General features: G+C 64.4%; 15 protein-coding genes. 10 read left to right on the top strand and 5 right to left on the bottom strand.

Annotated elements, in window-relative coordinates:
• Window positions 1-100: 100 nt before the first annotated feature.
• The 3 genes from TP2_RS13900 to TP2_RS13890 all read left to right on the top strand — a co-directional run bounded on the left by TP2_RS13900 (window position 101) and on the right by TP2_RS13890 (window position 5,343).
• Entirely contained in the window at window positions 101-1,246 is a 1,146-nt protein-coding gene (locus TP2_RS13900; protein ID WP_038078543.1) for a pyridoxal phosphate-dependent aminotransferase, read from the top strand.
• 144 nt (window positions 1,247-1,390) lie between these two features.
• Window positions 1,391-2,605, top strand: a complete 1,215-nt coding sequence (locus TP2_RS13895; protein ID WP_038078541.1) for an N-acetylmuramoyl-L-alanine amidase — start codon at window positions 1,391-1,393, stop codon at window positions 2,603-2,605.
• A gap of 173 nt (window positions 2,606-2,778) precedes the next feature.
• On the top strand, window positions 2,779-5,343 hold the full coding sequence (locus TP2_RS13890; RefSeq protein WP_038078538.1) for a penicillin-binding protein 1A: 2,565 nt from the start codon (window positions 2,779-2,781) through the stop codon (window positions 5,341-5,343).
• Between the two features lie 79 nt (window positions 5,344-5,422).
• Here the strand turns inward: TP2_RS13890 and TP2_RS13885 are convergent, their stop codons facing one another.
• A complete protein-coding gene (locus TP2_RS13885; RefSeq protein ID WP_038078535.1) occupies window positions 5,423-6,316 on the bottom strand; it encodes a LysR family transcriptional regulator in 894 nt (297 codons plus the stop codon).
• A gap of 106 nt (window positions 6,317-6,422) precedes the next feature.
• Here TP2_RS13885 and TP2_RS13880 point away from each other — a divergent pair, with 106 nt between their 5' ends.
• Both TP2_RS13880 and TP2_RS13875 read left to right on the top strand, forming a co-directional pair.
• A complete protein-coding gene (locus TP2_RS13880; RefSeq protein WP_038078532.1) occupies window positions 6,423-6,818 on the top strand; it encodes a (R)-mandelonitrile lyase in 396 nt (131 codons plus the stop codon).
• Window positions 6,819-6,843: 25 nt separating this feature from the next.
• Window positions 6,844-7,587 (top strand): SDR family oxidoreductase, encoded by a 744-nt coding sequence (locus tag TP2_RS13875; RefSeq protein WP_038078530.1) that lies wholly within the window; start codon window positions 6,844-6,846, stop codon window positions 7,585-7,587.
• A 126-nt stretch (window positions 7,588-7,713) separates the two neighbouring features.
• On the opposite strand, the gene TP2_RS13870 is transcribed toward TP2_RS13875, so the two are convergent.
• Complete coding sequence (locus TP2_RS13870; protein WP_038078528.1) at window positions 7,714-10,194, bottom strand: penicillin acylase family protein; 2,481 nt, start codon at window positions 10,192-10,194, stop codon at window positions 7,714-7,716.
• A 98-nt stretch (window positions 10,195-10,292) separates the two neighbouring features.
• On the opposite strand from TP2_RS13870, the gene TP2_RS13865 reads away from it, so the two are divergent.
• Entirely contained in the window at window positions 10,293-11,204 is a 912-nt protein-coding gene (locus tag TP2_RS13865) for an NAD(P)-dependent oxidoreductase (protein ID WP_276202134.1), read from the top strand.
• Between the two features lie 105 nt (window positions 11,205-11,309).
• Here TP2_RS13865 and ssb read toward each other — a convergent pair whose 3' ends face one another.
• A complete protein-coding gene (gene ssb, locus TP2_RS13860; protein ID WP_038078524.1) occupies window positions 11,310-11,819 on the bottom strand; it encodes a single-stranded DNA-binding protein in 510 nt (169 codons plus the stop codon).
• A gap of 258 nt (window positions 11,820-12,077) precedes the next feature.
• On the opposite strand from ssb, the gene TP2_RS13855 reads away from it, so the two are divergent.
• The 4 genes from TP2_RS13855 to TP2_RS13840 all read left to right on the top strand — a co-directional run bounded on the left by TP2_RS13855 (window position 12,078) and on the right by TP2_RS13840 (window position 14,283).
• The gene (locus TP2_RS13855) at window positions 12,078-12,335 is read left to right on the top strand and encodes a PepSY domain-containing protein (RefSeq protein ID WP_038078522.1); all 258 of its coding nucleotides are present in this window, start codon (window positions 12,078-12,080) and stop codon (window positions 12,333-12,335) included.
• 78 nt (window positions 12,336-12,413) lie between these two features.
• Entirely contained in the window at window positions 12,414-13,007 is a 594-nt protein-coding gene (locus TP2_RS13850) for a cytochrome b/b6 domain-containing protein (protein WP_084714277.1), read from the top strand.
• Window positions 13,008-13,013: 6 nt separating this feature from the next.
• Window positions 13,014-13,553 carry a helix-turn-helix transcriptional regulator gene (locus TP2_RS13845; RefSeq protein ID WP_051692625.1) on the top strand — a complete coding sequence of 180 codons (540 nt, stop codon included), beginning with the start codon at window positions 13,014-13,016 and terminating at the stop codon, window positions 13,551-13,553.
• 118 nt (window positions 13,554-13,671) lie between these two features.
• Window positions 13,672-14,283 carry a lytic transglycosylase domain-containing protein gene (locus TP2_RS13840; protein ID WP_038078520.1) on the top strand — a complete coding sequence of 204 codons (612 nt, stop codon included), beginning with the start codon at window positions 13,672-13,674 and terminating at the stop codon, window positions 14,281-14,283.
• Between the two features lie 105 nt (window positions 14,284-14,388).
• On the opposite strand, the gene TP2_RS13835 is transcribed toward TP2_RS13840, so the two are convergent.
• Both TP2_RS13835 and hemB read right to left on the bottom strand, forming a co-directional pair.
• Entirely contained in the window at window positions 14,389-14,946 is a 558-nt protein-coding gene (locus TP2_RS13835) for a lipid-binding SYLF domain-containing protein (protein ID WP_038078518.1), read from the bottom strand.
• 157 nt (window positions 14,947-15,103) lie between these two features.
• Window positions 15,104-16,105, bottom strand: a complete 1,002-nt coding sequence (hemB, locus tag TP2_RS13830; protein WP_038078516.1) for a porphobilinogen synthase — start codon at window positions 16,103-16,105, stop codon at window positions 15,104-15,106.
• Window positions 16,106-16,129: the final 24 nt, after the last annotated feature.

Here is a 16,129-nt window from a genome sequence, read left to right as displayed (position 1 = left end):
AAGGGCTTGTGAGAGCGGCACCGCGTCGCGTCGCATTGACGGGGCGGGGCGGGTGGCCTAACCCCCGATGCGAAACGGTCACGAACTCGGGAGTTTGGTCATGCGGCAGTCGAAACGCGGACAGGTGGAACCCTTCATCGCAATGGATGTTCTGCGCATGGCGGCCGAGGCCGAGGCTGCGGGGCGCGACATCGTGCATATGGAGGTGGGCCAGCCCTCGACCTCGGCGCCCAAAGCCGCCAAGCGCCGTCTGGCCGAAGCGCTCGAGCATCAGCCGATGGGCTACACGGTGGCACTTGGTCTGCCGTATCTTCGCGAGGGCATCGCGCGGCTCTACAAGCGCTGGTACAATGTCGACCTCGATCCGGCGCGCGTGGTGATTACCTCGGGCTCGTCGGGCGCGTTCCAGCTCGCCTTCACGGCGCTGTTCGATGCCGGCGACAAGGTGGGGCTGGGTGAGCCGGGCTATCCGAGCTACCGTCAGATCCTCAAGGCACTCTCGATCGAGCCCGTGGGCATCCCGACCGAGGCGCAGAACCGCTACCAGCCGACGCCGGAAGAAATCCCCGATGATCTGCAAGGTCTGATCGTGGCCTCGCCCGGCAACCCCTCGGGGACGATGCTGGGCAAGCCTGAACTGGAAGCGCTGATCGAGCATTGCGCCGCGCGCGACATCGCCTTCATCTCGGACGAGATCTATCACGGGCTGCAATATGACGCCCGCGCGGTCTCGGCGCTGGAGATCAGTGACGATGTCTTCGTGATCAACTCCTTCTCCAAGTATTTCTCGATGACGGGCTGGCGCGTGGGCTGGATGGTCGTGCCCGAAAGCCACCTGCGCACGGTCGAACGCCTTGCCCAGCACATGTTCATCTGCGCCCCCCATGCGAGCCAGGTGGCGGCGCTCGGCGCGCTGGAGAGCATCGAGGAGATGGAAGGCCATGTCGCGCGCTATGCCGAAAGCCGGGCGCTCCTGCTCGAAGAGCTGCCGAAAATGGGCTTTACCCGGATTGCCCCGCCCGATGGCGCGTTTTACCTCTATGCGGATGTCTCCGAGCTGACCAAGGACAGTGCGGCATTCGCGGCCGAGATCCTTGAAAGCGTCGGCGTGGCCGTCACCCCGGGGATGGATTTCGATCCCCATCGCGGCCAGCAGACGATCCGTCTCTCCTATGCGCAATCGCCCGATCGCGTTGCCGAAGGCGTGCGCCGCCTGCGGGAGTTCATGGCGAACCGCAAAGCCTGAGGAATTAGGGCTGCGCCTTTCCTAATGGGAGGGCGCCGCCCAATCGCGTCGCCTCGCGCCAAATGTCGGGGTAAAAACCGGCCCCACCCGCCGCTTTCCAGCCCGGTTCCCCGCCGTTATAGTGCCTGCAAAAAAGAGGCACAGATGTTCGGGCGGCTCCTTCTCCTTCTTGCGACCTTCGTTTCGCTGGCGCTTCCGCTGCGCGCGCAGGATCTCTCTGCGCTTGCGCGCTACGAGCCAGATCGCAGCGCGATCACCCAGCAGGGCAGGCAGACCGAAATCACGCTGGGTCTCAGCCAGCCGGTGATCTACCGGGTCTTTCTGCTTGCCGCGCCTTACCGGCTCGTCGTGGATTTCCGCGAGGTGAATTTCGGCACCAACGCCCCGCGTGATCTGCTGGGGGGAACCGATGCGATCACCAATCTGCGCTGGGGCGCGTTCCGTCCCGGTTGGTCGCGCATGGTGGCCCAGCTCAATGGTCCGGTGCGGTTGGTGAGTTCCGAGGAACGTACGGACGACGCGACCGAGATCCGCATCAAGCTCGAGCCCGTGCCGGTGGAGAAATTCGCCCCGCGCAAGGGAGCCGCCGACAGCGCGCTGTGGGATCTGCCGCAGCCAGCGCAGGTGCCGAATGCGCATCGCCGGCAGGATGGATCGCGGCCGTTGGTCGTCGTGCTCGATCCCGGCCATGGCGGCATTGATCCGGGTGCCGAGGATGGCGGCGCGCATGAGGCCGATATCGTTCTGGGCTTTGCCCGCCAGCTGCGCGATCAGTTGCGCCGGGCGGGAATGACAGTGGTGATGACGCGCGATCAGGATGTGTTCGTGCCGCTGGAGACCCGCGTCACGGTGGCCCGTGCTGCGGGGGCGGATCTCTTCTTGTCGCTACATGCGGATTCCATCGCCGAGGGGCAGGCGAGCGGATCGACCATCTACCGCCTTGCCGATCACGCCGAGGATGAGGCGACCCGCAAGCTCGTCGCGCGCCATGATCGCGACGACATCCTCGCCGGTGTCGATCTGGACGGGCAGGGCGATCAGGTGGCCCATGTGCTCGTCGATCTCGCGCGGCGCGAGACGCAGCCGCGTTCGGTCCGGCTCTCGCAGGTGCTCGCGGGTGCGATCAAGGGCGCGGGGCTGCATATGCACAAGCATCCGGTGCAGGGGGCCGATTTCTCGGTGCTCAAATCCCCCGATATCCCCTCGGTGCTGATCGAGCTTGGCTTCCTGTCCTCGCCTGCCGATCGCAAGCGCCTTCAGGATCCCGACTGGCGCGCACGGATGGCCGAGGCGATTACCCGCGGCGTCGAAACCTGGGCACAATCGGATGCGGCTGAAGCGAAGCTCTTGCGCCAATAATCGCGTGCGAAATTCGCTCTGACGCGCGGTCATCCGCTCATCCGGCGGGAAAGTGATCACACGCACCCTTCTCGCAAGCGTGAGCGCACATTACTTTGACCGTCACGAATGCGCGATGTATAGGCAGGCGCGACGGGGCGGACCTGCGCGCCTCGAGACAAAAGGTGGCATCAGTGATCCGTTTCATTCTCGGTTCGATCGGCGGCATTTTTTCCTGGGTCGTGACGGGCCTGTTCTTTGCCGCGCTGACGATCGGGGCGATCTTCTGGATCTATTCGCGCGACCTGCCGAGCTACGATCAGCTCGCGCAGTACCGTCCCAAGACGATCTCGCGGATCTACAATGGCGATGGCCGTCTGATCGACGAGTTTGCCGACCAGCGCCGTCTCTTCGTGCCGATCCGCGACATGCCCGATCTGGTGAAAGGCGCCTTCATCTCGGCCGAGGACAAGAATTTCTATTATCACCCCGGCTTTGACCCGCGCGGCATCATCGCGGCCATGGTGACGGCGGTGAGATCGGGCGGGCGCGACGTGCGTGGCGCGTCGACCATCACCCAGCAGGTGACGAAGAACCTTCTGCTTTCCTCGGACCGGTCGGTCGAGCGCAAGATCAAGGAACTGATCCTGTCCTCGCGCATCGAGCACGTGCTGAGCAAGGACCGCATTCTCGAGCTCTATCTCAACGAGATCTATCTGGGGCAGAACTCCTATGGCGTGGCCGCGGCCGCGCAGACCTATTTCAACAAGACCCTGTCGGAGCTGAGCGTCGGCGAGGCGGCTTACCTTGCCGCGCTGCCCAAGAAGCCGGCCGACCTGCATCCGGTGCGCGACTACCAGACGGCGGTTCTGCGCCGCAACTACGTGCTGCGCCGGATGTTCGAGGATGGCCGCATCGACAAGGCGACGATGGAGGCCGAGCAGGCCAAACCGCTGAAGACCGTGCAGAACGGCGATTATGCGCCCTTCCGCGCGCAACTGCCGCCGCGCGACTACTTCACCGATGAGATCCGCCGCCAGCTGTCGAAAAGCTTCGGCGAAGAGGAGTTTTTCGGTGGTGGTCTGACGATCCGCGCGACCGTGAACCCCGACCTTCAGGCACAGGCCGCCAAGGCGCTTCAGAACGCGCTTGAGAAATATGATCGCGAGCTGGGAATTTGGCGCGGCACCGGGGTGAAGATCCCCGAGGACAAACTGGGCAAGGAAGCCGATTGGCGTGCCGCTCTGGCGGATGTGCCCACTGACAAGGCGCCGCGCGATGTCGTGGGCTGGCATCCTGCCGTGGTGCTCGGCTTCGATGGCGGCTCCGCCCGGATCGGCATCGAGGGCATCGAGGAAGACGCCGATGGTCACTGGATCCCGCCCGAGGATGTGACCTGGGCGCGCAAGCAGCTCAAGGATGGCAAGCTCGCCGGCCGTGCCAAGACCGCGCAGGATCTGCTCGAGATCGGCGATGTGGTGGAAGTGCGCGCGATGACGAAGGATGCCGATGGCTCCTTCATTCGCTGGTCCCTGCGCCAGGTGCCCAAGGTCGAGGGCGCCTTCATGGCGATGGACGTCAATACCGGGCGCGTGCTCGCGATGCAGGGCGGCTTCTCCTACCAGTCCTCGGTGTTCAACCGTGCAACCCAGGCGATGCGTCAGCCCGGCTCGAACTTCAAACCTTTCGTCTACGCCGCGGCACTGGATTCGGGCTTCTCGCCCGAGACCATCGTGATCGACGCGCCGATCGAGGTGGACACGCCGCAGGGCCTGTGGCGTCCGAAGAACGCGTCGAACAAGTATTACGGCCCGACGCCGATGCGCACGGGTCTGGAGCATTCGCGCAACCTGATGACGATCCGGATCGCGCAACAGATCGGCATGGATACCGTCGCGGCCTATGCCGAGAAATTCGGCGTCTATGACCACATGCGCAAGTTCCTCGCCAACGCGCTCGGCGCGCAGGAAACGACGATGTTCCGGCTGATCTCGGCCTATGCCATGTTCGCCAATGGTGGCGAACGGGTGGAGCCCACGCTGGTCGACCGCGTGCAGGACCGCTACGGCCGCACGATCTATCGCCACGATACGCGCACCTGCGACAACTGTTCGGACCCGAACCTGCCGGAGGGGCAGGGGCCGCAGATCACCTCGCATCGCGAGCAGATCATTGACCCGATCACCGCCTATCAGATGATCTCGCTGATGGAAGGCGTGGTGAAGCGCGGTTCGGGCTATGGCGTGAAACTCCCCGTGCCGGTCGCGGGCAAGACGGGCACCACGAATGACGCGAAAGACGTGTGGTTCACCGGCTTTACCTCGAACATCGTGGCCTCGTGCTACATGGGCTACGACAACCCGCGCTCGCTGGGCCGCCATGCCTATGGCGGCACGCTTTGCGTGCCGGTCTTCAACGAGTTCATGAAAGAGGCGATCAAGGATTTCGGCGGCTCGAAGTTCAAGGTGCCTCCGGGGGGCAACTGGGTGAAGTTCAACCGCTTCACCGGCGAGCGTCTTCCCGATTCCGCGACGGGTGATTTCGTGCAGGCCGAATATCTGCGCCCGGGTCAGGACATGACGGGCCTTGGTTCGCTGATCGTCGATGGTGGCTTCGCGATGGGGGCGAACCTGCCGCTCTTTGCCCAGGGCGAGACCGACGATCGCGGTTCGACCACGGTGACCACCTCGACGGGCCAGCAGAAGGTGATTCCGAAGAAGGCTGATTTCGGCACGCTATCGGCAGGTGGCCTTTATTGAGCCAGCCCCTCGCGGGTGTCAGGAAATGAGTGCGAAGGGGCGCCGGTCAGGTGCCCCTTTTTGCTGCCGCTTCCGCGCGTCAGCCCCGATACCGAAGCGCCTCGACGAGCCGCGTGAACGCGGGCGAGGACAGCCTGCGGTTCGGGTAATAGAGGTGATACCCCTGCACGCTCGGGCACCAGTGCTCCAGCACCGTGCGCAACCGCCCCGCCTCTAGATGCGGCCGCGCCAGATCCTCGGGCACATAGGCCAATCCCAGCCCGTCCACCGCGGCATTCAGCACCGGCCCGATACTGTCATAGGTCATCTGACCCGAGACCCGCACTTCCAGCTCGCGCCCGTCCTTCTCGAACTCCCAGGCATAGAGCCCGCCCGAGGACGAGAGCCGCAGGTTCACGCAAAGATGGTTGGTCAGCTCGCCCGGATGTTCGGGCGGCGCGCGCCGCGCGAGATAGTCGGGCGCGCCCACCACGACGAAGCGCCAGTCCGGCCCGATCCGCACCGCGATCATGTCCTTGCCGAGCGACTCCCCCAGCCGCACCCCCGCATCGAAATGCCCGCCGACGATATCGACGAAGCCGTTGTCGATCGACACCTCGACCTGAATATCTGGAAAGGCGGGCAGGAACCGCGCCAGCGCCGGGCGAAGGATCGTCTCGGCGGCGTGCTCGCCCGAATTGATCCGCAGCCGCCCCGATGGGGTGTCGCGCAGTTCGCTCAGCGCGTCGATCTCGGCCCGGATCTCGTCGAAATGCGGCGCGATCGAGCGGTAGAGCCGTTCGCCCGCCTCGGTGGTCGCGACGCTGCGCGTGGTGCGTGCCAGAAGCCGCAGCCCCAGCCGTTCCTCCAGCCCCCGGATCGTGTGGCTCAGCGCGGAGGCCGAGACCCCCAGCACGGCCGCTGCGCGGGTGAAACTGCTCTCCCGCGCGACCGTGATGAAGGCCCGCAATTCGCTCAGCTCGTCTCGCGCCATTGATGAGATCCATTCATGAGTGCATCAAAATTATAACGACTAATCGAATAGGCCATTTCCCCCTAGATTACCAGCAGACGCAGGCAGGACAAAGAAAGGACGCGCCATGGAAATCACCCGTGCAGAGGCCCGCGAGGCAATGGCCGGACCGAGCGACTGGTTCACCGGCTCGGTCGAGGTCGAAATGCTCTTCAACCCCTTCGACGCAGAGCGCGTGCAAGGCGCGAGCGTCACCTTCCAGCCCGGCGCCCGCACCGCCTGGCATACCCACCCGCTCGGCCAGACGCTGGTCGTCACCGCCGGAGAGGGCCGGGTCCAGCGCTGGGGTGGCCCGATCGAGGTGATCCGCTGCGGCGATGTCGTCTGGTTCCCCCCGGGCGAGAAACACTGGCACGGCGCCGCGCCCGACACCGCCATGACCCATACCGCGATCCAGGAAGTCCAGGACGGCAAGGCCGTCGACTGGATGGAAAAGGTCACGGACGCGCAATACGGCGCCTGAGCGCGCCAATCGAAAGGAAATTCCCATGATCAAGGATAAAGTCGTCATCATCACCGGGGCCTCGTCGGGCATTGGTGAAGCCACCGCGAAGCTGCTGGCGGAAAAGGGCGCGAAACTCGTGCTCGGCGCGCGGCGTACGGACAAGCTCGAACAGATCGTCGCGGAGATCGCGGCGAAGGGCGGCGAGGCGGTCAGCCAGACGCTCGACGTGACCGACCCGGCGCAGAACGCCGCCATCGTCGCACTCGCCAAGGAGCGGTTCGGCCGCGTCGACGCGATCTTTCTCAATGCGGGTCTGATGCCCAGCAGCCCCGTCTCGGCGCTGAAAACAGACGAGTGGAAGCAGATGGTCGATGTGAACATCTCGGGCGTTCTGAACGGCGTGGCCGCGGTGATGCCCGAATTTCTCGCACAGAAATCCGGCCATATCCTCGCGACCTCCTCGGTGGCGGGCCTCAAGGCCTATCCCAACGCGGCGGTCTATGGCGGCACCAAGTGGTTCGTGCGCGAATTCATGGAAGTGCTGCGGATGGAATCGGCGATGGAGCAGACCAATATCCGCACCGCCACGATCTACCCGGCCGCGATCAATACCGAGCTGCTGAACACGATCAGCGACAAGGCGGCGGCCGAGGCGATGCAGGGTCTCTACGCGACCTACGGCATCGCGCCCGAGCGGATCGCCGATGTCGTGGCCTATGCGCTCGATCTGCCCGCGGATACGACGGTGAGCGAATTTACCGTGGGGCCGGCAAACCAGCCTTGGTAAGGGGCTTTGCCCCTCTGGCCTTCGGCCATTCACCCCAAGATATTTCGATCAAGAAGAAGGGCCCGGGCGGCCCTTTTTCAATTGCGTCAAAGATCCCCGTGGGAGGCTCCGACACGCGCCAGAGGCTTAGCTGCCGGGTGTCTGCGCCTTCGGCACCAGATGCGTGATCCCGGTGGCCGCCGCGCGCGCGAGTGCTGGATCGAGCGACATCGGGATATATTCGCCCGAGCGCCAGAGTTCGGACAGATCGTCGTAATGACGGCTCAGCGGATGGCCCGATTGCCCGGTGGAGATGATGAAAACCGAGCTGTCGGGATCGGCGAAATCGAGCACCTCGCGATAGCCCGCCGCGTGGACGTTGGCGAAGCTGTCCGACCCCTCGCCGCCCTTGGTGCGCCCGCGCATCAGGGTGAAATCGCCGCCCGAGGTCGATTGGCGGATATTCACGAACCATTTGAGCCCCGGCACCTTTCCGAGAACCGGGTTGTCCTGCTCGGCCATATGCGCGTCGCCCCAACGCCAGCTCTCGAGATTGGGGCCGTATTTCTTCGACAGGTCGAGAAGGGCGGCATCGAGGGACTGGCGCGCGATATCGGTGCAGCTTTCCTTCGGGGCGGACTGGATCACGTCGCACCAATGGCTTGCGCCCTGCGTGTCGCGGAAGACCCGCTCGATGAAGACCGGTTCGAGATGGTCGAATTTCTTCGCCAGCGGTCCCAGTTCGTCGCGGATCAGCCGGTTTTGCAACTCGCGCATCCAGGCGGCATAGATCAGCGGTTCGGGCAGGTGTTCGCTCATCTCCCCGTCCCAGCTCGCGAGCATCTCGAGCGCGCGCTGGCGCATGCGTTCAGGCGTTCCGTCTGGCGCCGGATCGCCGGTGAACCACAGGTTCGCGCCGACCAGCGGCAACAGACCGCGCGCGGCGGGAGAAACCGTATCGAGCTGCGCCGAAATGAAGCTGTCGCGCGAATGCACCTCGCGCTCGCCCATCAGTTTGCTCAGGCGCTGGATGCGCTGCGTGTCGCCCCAGTTGAAGCTGACGTTATAGGGGAAGGGGCGGTCCACCGTCTTGTTGTTGGTGTTGACGACAATCCCGCCCTTGGGATCGATGAATTGCGGATTGTCCTTGAAGGGCAGGGTGCCCTTCCAGCGGTTCTCGGGTTTCCAGCCCGCATTGGGCATCCGTCCCTGCGTGTCATTGGCCGGGTCGCGCAGCGGGATTTTGCCCGCCGTGACCAGCGCCACACCGGTCTGATCGGCCAGCGTGATGTTTTGCGCGGGCGCGACGACCTGCTCGGCGGCCTTGAGAGCCTCGGGGATCGTCTGGGCACGCATCAGCTCCATCGCGCCGGTCAGCGTCGTGTCATGCGCCTCAAACGCCGTCCAGCTGAGCGAGACCACAGAATTGGGCGGGGTGATCGTGGCAAGGTCGAAATGGCTGCCCGGAAGAACGGGGCCATTATCGGTCCAGCGCAGTGTCAGCGTCACCGGCTTGGCATCCTTGACGTTGACGATCACGCGCTTGGTTCGGAACGGTTTCCAGCCATCGGGCGTGCGGTATTTCGTCGGATCGTCGGGGTCGAGCTCTTCGATATGCAGATCCTGGTCGTCCACGTAAGCGGTGGTCAGCCCCCAGCCGAGATCCTTGTTGCGCCCCGAGAGCACCAGCGGCATGCCTGGGATCGTGCCACCGATCACGCCGCCGGACTGGAGTTGCAGCCGCGCGAGATACCAGATCGAGGGCGCGGTCAGGCCCAGATGCGGGTCATTGGCCAGAAGCGAGCCACCCGCGGCCGATCGGTCGGGCGCGGCGGCCCAGGCATTCGAGGCGCCCGCCATGCCGCGCTCCGGGAAGGGAGAGAGCACGCCGGGCGTATCGTTGCTCGCCGTCTGGATCCCGCGCGGCATCTTGGGAAAGAGGCTCGCATAGGCGGGCAGCGCCGCCACCGCCTGTTGCGGATCGTCGGGCATCACGTCGCGCAGCAGATCGGGCCCGGCCAGCGAGACGCGCGCGCGCAGCACCTCGTCCTGAAGCTGGCTCGAAAGCTGCACGGCCATCAGCTTCATGATCGCAATGGAATCGGCGGGCGTCCAATAGGCGATCTTGTTGTCAAAGAGGAAGAACTCCGGTGCGCCACGTCCCATCGCGCCCTGATTGACGATCTCGATCCACTGGTTGACCCCGCGCGCGTAAGCTTCAAGCGCCTTGCGGGTGTAGTCATCCTGCGAGGAGACCGAGGAGAGCGCCGCGTCATAAAGCCCCAGCCGCCGCATCAGCTCGTCGGTCTTGAGCGTCTCGGCTCCAAACACTTCCGAAAGCCGCCCCTGCACCGTGCGCCGCAGCAGCGTCATCTGCCAGAGCCGGTCCTGTGCATGGGCGAGCCCCAGCGCGAAATAGACATCCGGATCGTCGCGCCCGAAGATATGCGGTACATCCTCGGTCGAGCGCACGATCTCGACCGGGGCGCTCAGCCCCGTCACCTTGTAGGTCGCGTTGTAATCGGGCAGCGAGCGTGAGGCGAAATAGTAGACAAGACCGCCCAGCACGGCGATGCCCACGATCGCGGCGATGAGGAGCCGCACACCCCAACGAAAGACCTTGTACATCCGCTTTCCCTGACCTCGCACATCCCGGCGTCTGGTTGACGCGCCCGGTTGGGGCGTTACTAGTTGAGCCCGACACCACAATCAACGCGCCTGCGCCATTGGACGCAGGGTTTCGCGATCACGCAAGGGAGAGGTCTATGGCGAAAGTTGCATTTCTGGGGCTCGGGGTCATGGGCTACCCGATGGCGGGACATCTCAAGGCCGCAGGGCATGAGGTCACGGTCTATAACCGGACTGCGGCAAAGGCAGAAAAGTGGGTGGCCGAACATGGCGGCGCAGCGGCCGCAACCCCGCGTGAGGCCGCGCAAGGCGCCGATTTCGTGATGTCGTGTGTGGGCAATGACGATGACCTGCGCGAGGTCTGCCTCGGCAAGGATGGCGCGTTCAAGGGGATGAAGACCGGCGCGGTCTTTGTCGATCACACGACGGTTTCCGCGGCTGTCACGCGCGAGCTCTCGGGCGAGGCGGCAGGTCACGGTGTGGCCTTCATCGACGCGCCGATCTCGGGCGGTCAGGCGGGGGCCGAGAATGGTCAGCTCTCGGTGATGTGCGGCGGCGACGCGGCCGCCTATGCCAAGGCCGAGCCGGTAGTCGCGGCCTATGCGAAGATCTGCCGTCGTCTGGGCGAAAGCGGCGCAGGTCAGGTAACCAAGATGTGCAACCAGATCGCAATCGCGGGTCTGGTCCAGGGGCTGGCCGAAAGCCTCAACTTTGCCGAGAAGGCCGGGCTGGATATCCCGGCCGTCGTCGAGGTGATCTCGCAGGGCGCAGCAGGCTCGTGGCAGATGGCGAACCGCTATGAGACCATGGCAAAGAACGAGTTCGAATTCGGCTTCGCGGTGGACTGGATGCGCAAGGATCTCGCGATCTGCCTGAAAACCGGTGACGAGATCGGCGCCTCACTGCCCGTCACCGCGCTGGTCGATCAGTTCTACAAGGATGTGCAGGCGATGGGCGGCCAGCGTTGGGATACCTCCTCGCTGATCGCGCGGCTGCGCAAACTGGGCTGAAACAAAGGGGCGCTGCCCCCTTTGCCGCGTCCTTGGATGTGGCGATGCTGATCACCGCTCACCCTGCGTGGTAAAAGGAAAGGGCCCCGTGTGGGGCCCTTTGCATTAGAACGGGATCTCGTCGTCGAAATCGGGACGGCCACCGCCGCCACCGCCCGAGCCGCCCGAGGACGGGCCGCCATAGCCGCCGCCCTGGTCGTAGCCACCGCCGCCCGAAGAGGGGCCGCCATAGCCACCACCACCGCCACCCGAGCCGCCGCCATCACGCCCGTCGAGCAGGGTTAGTTCGCCGCGATAGGGACGCAGCACGACCTCGGTCGAATAGCGGTCCTGACCGGATTGATCCTGCCATTTACGGGTCTCGAGCTGGCCCTCGATATAGACCTTGGAGCCTTTGCGCAGGTACTGCTCGGCGATCTTGGCCAGCGGCTCCGAGAAGATCGCGACCGAGTGCCATTCGGTGCGTTCCTTGCGCTCGCCGGTGTTGCGGTCGCGCCAGTTCTCGGAGGTGGCGATGCGCAGGTTGCACACCTTGCCGCCGTTCGAGAAGGTCCGCACTTCCGGGTCGCGCCCCAGATTACCGACCAGGATGACCTTGTTGACGCTGCCTGCCATGCGTTCCTCCGCCTGCGATTCTCAAATTCGTTCTCAAGGGTATAGAGCACGGGCCCGCGAGAGGGTAGGGGCTGCGCCTCGCTCAACCGTGACGGAAACCGGCGAAATCCCGCGTGCATCTTAGGTTTGAGAGGTCGATTTCCCGGCGCTCTGCAACCTCGCTCCGATGGCGGAGGCCGGGATTGCGGGGCAGATGCTTGCAGACCGGAGCGGGATGACCCCGGCCGGCCCATCACCCAAGACATGAGGATTGAGCCCATGAAAAAACTGACCCTGATTGCTGCCGCTGCCCTGATCGCCGGCACCTCCGCTCTGCCCGTTCTGGCCGAGCAGCCCGTTGCGCAGGACAAGGCCAACAAGCTCGGGGCCGAGCTGAAAGCGCAAGGTTACGACGTGCGCCGGATGGAGATGGAAGACGGCTATATCGAGGTTTACGCGCTCAAGGATGGTAAGCGCATGGAGCTGTATTTCGACTCCAACCTCAAGCAGGTGAACCGCAAGGGCGACAACGGCTGATCGCCATTGCCTGATGCGGGCCGGGGATCCCCGGCCCGCTCCCTCCCGCGCCAACCCCTGTCAGGAAGGAGCCGAGCCATGGCCATCAAGGACGCCAGTTTCACCGATTTCTCCGAATCCGAGGACCGACCCGCATCGCCGCGCGGAACCCATCACGTCTGGGATATATTCGTGCGGATCTTTCACTGGTCGATCGTGGGGCTTTTCACTGCCAATGCCTTCTTCACCTCGCCCAAGCATGATCTGCACCATTATATCGGCTACACCGTGGCCGGTCTCGTCACGCTGCGCATCATTTGGGGGCTCGTGGGCTCGCACCATGCGCGCTTCACCAGTTTTCCACCCTCGCCCTCGGGCGCGCTCACCCAGCTGCGCGACATGGCGACGGGGCGCCGGCATGCGCATCTTGGGCATTCGCCGCTCGGCGCGCTGATGATCTACAACCTGCTCGTGACGCTTCTGGTGATCGCGGGGTCGGGCTACCTGATGACGACCGACGCCTATTGGGGCGTGAAATGGGTCGAGGAGCTGCACGTCACGGCCGTGGACTGGGCTGAAATTTCGGTCGCGGCTCATATCGTTGCCGTGATCTATGAGAGCCGCAGGTTGCGCGTCAATCTCGCCCGCGCGATGATCACCGGAAAGAAAGTGTTCGGACGCAGCGGGAGATAACCTTAGATGCAACTCACGCGAGAGCGTGTCTCGGCCTGGACCAAGGAGGGCGCGCTCGTCGCGCTCATCCTGTTTCAGGCCGCCTGTACATCCCTTTTCGTCGCTGACGTGTTCGATGACATCAAGGAAGCCGGACACATCACGCTTCACCTCAATATCGAGCTTTTCGCGAATCTCGGCCTGATTGCGGGGATCGCGGTCGAGGGTGTCGTTCTTTGGAAGCTGCTGCGCCGTCAGGCGATGGCGGAGCGGGCACTTTCGGCGGCGCAGGGCGCAATGGCCGATCTGATGGCCGAACAGTTCCGCCATTGGGGGCTGACTGCGGCCGAGGCCGATGTTGCGAGCTTCACCATCAAGGGGTTCACCATCGCCGAGACCGCGGAGCTGCGGGGCTCTTCGGAGGCGACGGTGAAATCTCATCTCAACGCTGTCTATCGCAAGGCCGGGGTGAGCGGACGCGCGCAGCTCGTCTCGGTCTTCGTCGAGGAGCTGTTTCACGGCCCGATCCGCTCCGATGCAGCTCCGCAAACGGCCAGCGCAAAATGAGATCACATCCCGGTGTCGGCAGGCGATTGCCGGTGCCCGGGGCGTTTCCCTTTAACTTTCGGGGGAATCTGTGTAGGTTTCGCGCCAGAACGGGTGGATTGTGAACGGTAGGGTGCCGATGCGTAACTTTGTCGGGAGGCTCGGGCTGGGCGCGATGGTCGCTCTTGCGCCGATGATCGTGCAGGCCGAGGGGCTCAAGCTGAGCGGGGCGTCGTCGAAATCGCGCGCGATGCTGTTTCGCAACCAGACCAATATCCTCGATAACCGTGCAGCCCAGCAATATGAGCATTCCTCGCGTCTCAAACCGGGCGCGAAAACCTTGGCAGGGCTCGAACCCGAAGTGGTGCCGAGCTATAGCGGCAAATATCGTGGCCAGTATCTGAGCACCGCCAAGGCCGCCGCGGCACGTCACAACATCCCCGAAGATCTGTTCCTGCGTCTCGTGCAGCAGGAGAGCGGCTGGAACCCGCATGCGCGCTCGCACAAGGGCGCGATGGGGCTCGCGCAGCTGATGCCGGGGACGGCGGCCAAGCTTGGCGTGAACCCGCGCGATCCGGCGCAGAACCTTGAGGGCGGTGCGCGTTACCTGCGCATGATGTACGACCGCTTTGGCAGCTGGCGTCTGGCGCTTGCGGCTTACAATGCGGGCCCCGAGGCTGTCGCCAAGCATAACGGCGTGCCGCCTTATCGCGAGACGCGCAATTACGTGCGCATCATCTACGGCAGCTGATCGTCCGATGCGGTTTCGCAGGTAAGGGCAAAAGGAAAACCCCGCAGGGCCAGGCCGCTGCGGGGTTTCTTTTTCGCGTGAAGATAGTCGCGTAAGGCGTTGATCTTACGGAATGATCCGGGTGTATTTCGTGCCTGCAAGCGAGGCGCCCGCGATGAGGCCCGCCTGGCCGAAGACCAGCGCGATGACCGGTGCGGTCGACGTAATGGTCGAGGCCGCGATTGCGCCGCCGCGATCGGGCAGCGCGTAGCGCGCATCCGCGCCGAGCTGCCAGCCATCCGAGCGACGGAAATCCGCCAGTGCCTCGGGGGTCATGAAGAACAGCGCATGGGCATATTGCTGCGCGCCGATCTGGAGCCCGAAGCTCGCCGCCGCCGCCGCATAGTAATCGACCGTGACGTTGTTGATGCGCAGCGCGCCGCGCCCGAAGGAGCCCCCGAAGCCGAAGCCCGCTTCGGTCACCAAAGGCATCCAGAGCACGCCGACCGATTTCGCCTCGAGATCGTTCGTGCCGGGGAATTTCGTGAGAAGGTAGTTCCGGGTCGCGTCGACGCGCGCATCCAGCTTGGCTGCGCCCGCGCTGCCGATCCCGTTGCCGCAGGCTGCAAGCGTAAGGCCCGCGCCACCCATCGCCAGAAGGCTCCGTCTGGAAATCATCGTCATCTTGTATCTGCTCCGCTCGATTGCGCCCGAAACTCGCCGGGCCCTCAACGGTCTTATCCTGACCGATTGCCACAAGTTATAGCGGAGGGAACCCGCGCTGTCACTTATTCTTGAGGGAAGTCACAGCTTTGTGGCGAATCCCTGCTTACCCGCGCGCTCACCCTTCGGCGAGCAGTCGCGCCGCTTGCGGGGCGAAATAGGTCAATACCCCGTCACAGCCCGCGCGGCGGAAGCTCATCAGGCTCTCCAGCATCACCTTGTCATGGTCGAGCCAGCCGTTCTTCACCGCGGCCATGATCATCGCGTATTCGCCCGAGACCTGATAGGCATAGGTCGGCACGCCAAACTGCTCTTTCACGCGGCGGCAGATGTCGAGATAGGGCATGCCGGGTTTCACCATGACCATATCGGCACCCTCGGCCAGATCGCGCGCGACCAGCCGGATCGCCTCGTCGGAATTGCCCGGGTTCATCTGATAGGTCTTCTTGTCGCCCTTGAGCGCGCCCGTGGCACCCACCGCATCGCGGAACGGGCCATAGAATGCCGAGGCGTATTTCGCGGCATAGCTCAGGATCGTCACATCCGCATGGCCCGCACCTTCGAGCGCCGAGCGCAGCGCGCCGATCCGCCCGTCCATCATGTCGGACGGGCCGAGGATATCCGCCCCGGCTTCGGCCTGCGCGAGCCCCATGCGCACAAGGCATTCGACCGTCTCGTCGTTGAGGATCACCCCGTCGCGCACCAGCCCGTCATGGCCGTTGGCATTATAGGGATCGAGCGCGATATCGGTCATGATCGCGATCTCGGGTACTTCTTTCTTGATCGCGCGGATCACGCGGTTGGTGATGTTGTCGGGGTTCCAGGCCTCTTCGCAGGCCTCGGTCTTCACCGCCGGATCGGTATAGGGAAAGAGGCAGATCGCGGGGATGCCGAGCTTTGCGGCTTCCTCGGCGGCCTTCACCGCGCCGTCCAGAGTGCGTCGGAACACGCCCGGCATCGAGGGCACCTCGACATCGGCGCCTGCGACATCGGTGATGAAGATCGGCCAGATCATGTCCTTCACGCTCAGCCGGTGTTCCTGGGCGAGATCACGCAGCGCGGCAGAGCGGCGCATCCGGCGCAGGCGGGTATGGGGGAAGGGCGGAAGGATCGGGTTCATCGCTGGGGACTCCTCTGGCTTGGG

The sequence above is a fragment of the Thioclava pacifica DSM 10166 genome, from assembly GCF_000714535.1.
Lineage (GTDB): Bacteria > Pseudomonadota > Alphaproteobacteria > Rhodobacterales > Rhodobacteraceae > Thioclava > Thioclava pacifica.
Note: the sequence above shows the minus strand (reverse complement) of the source record. Positions and strands in the feature narration are given on the sequence as shown.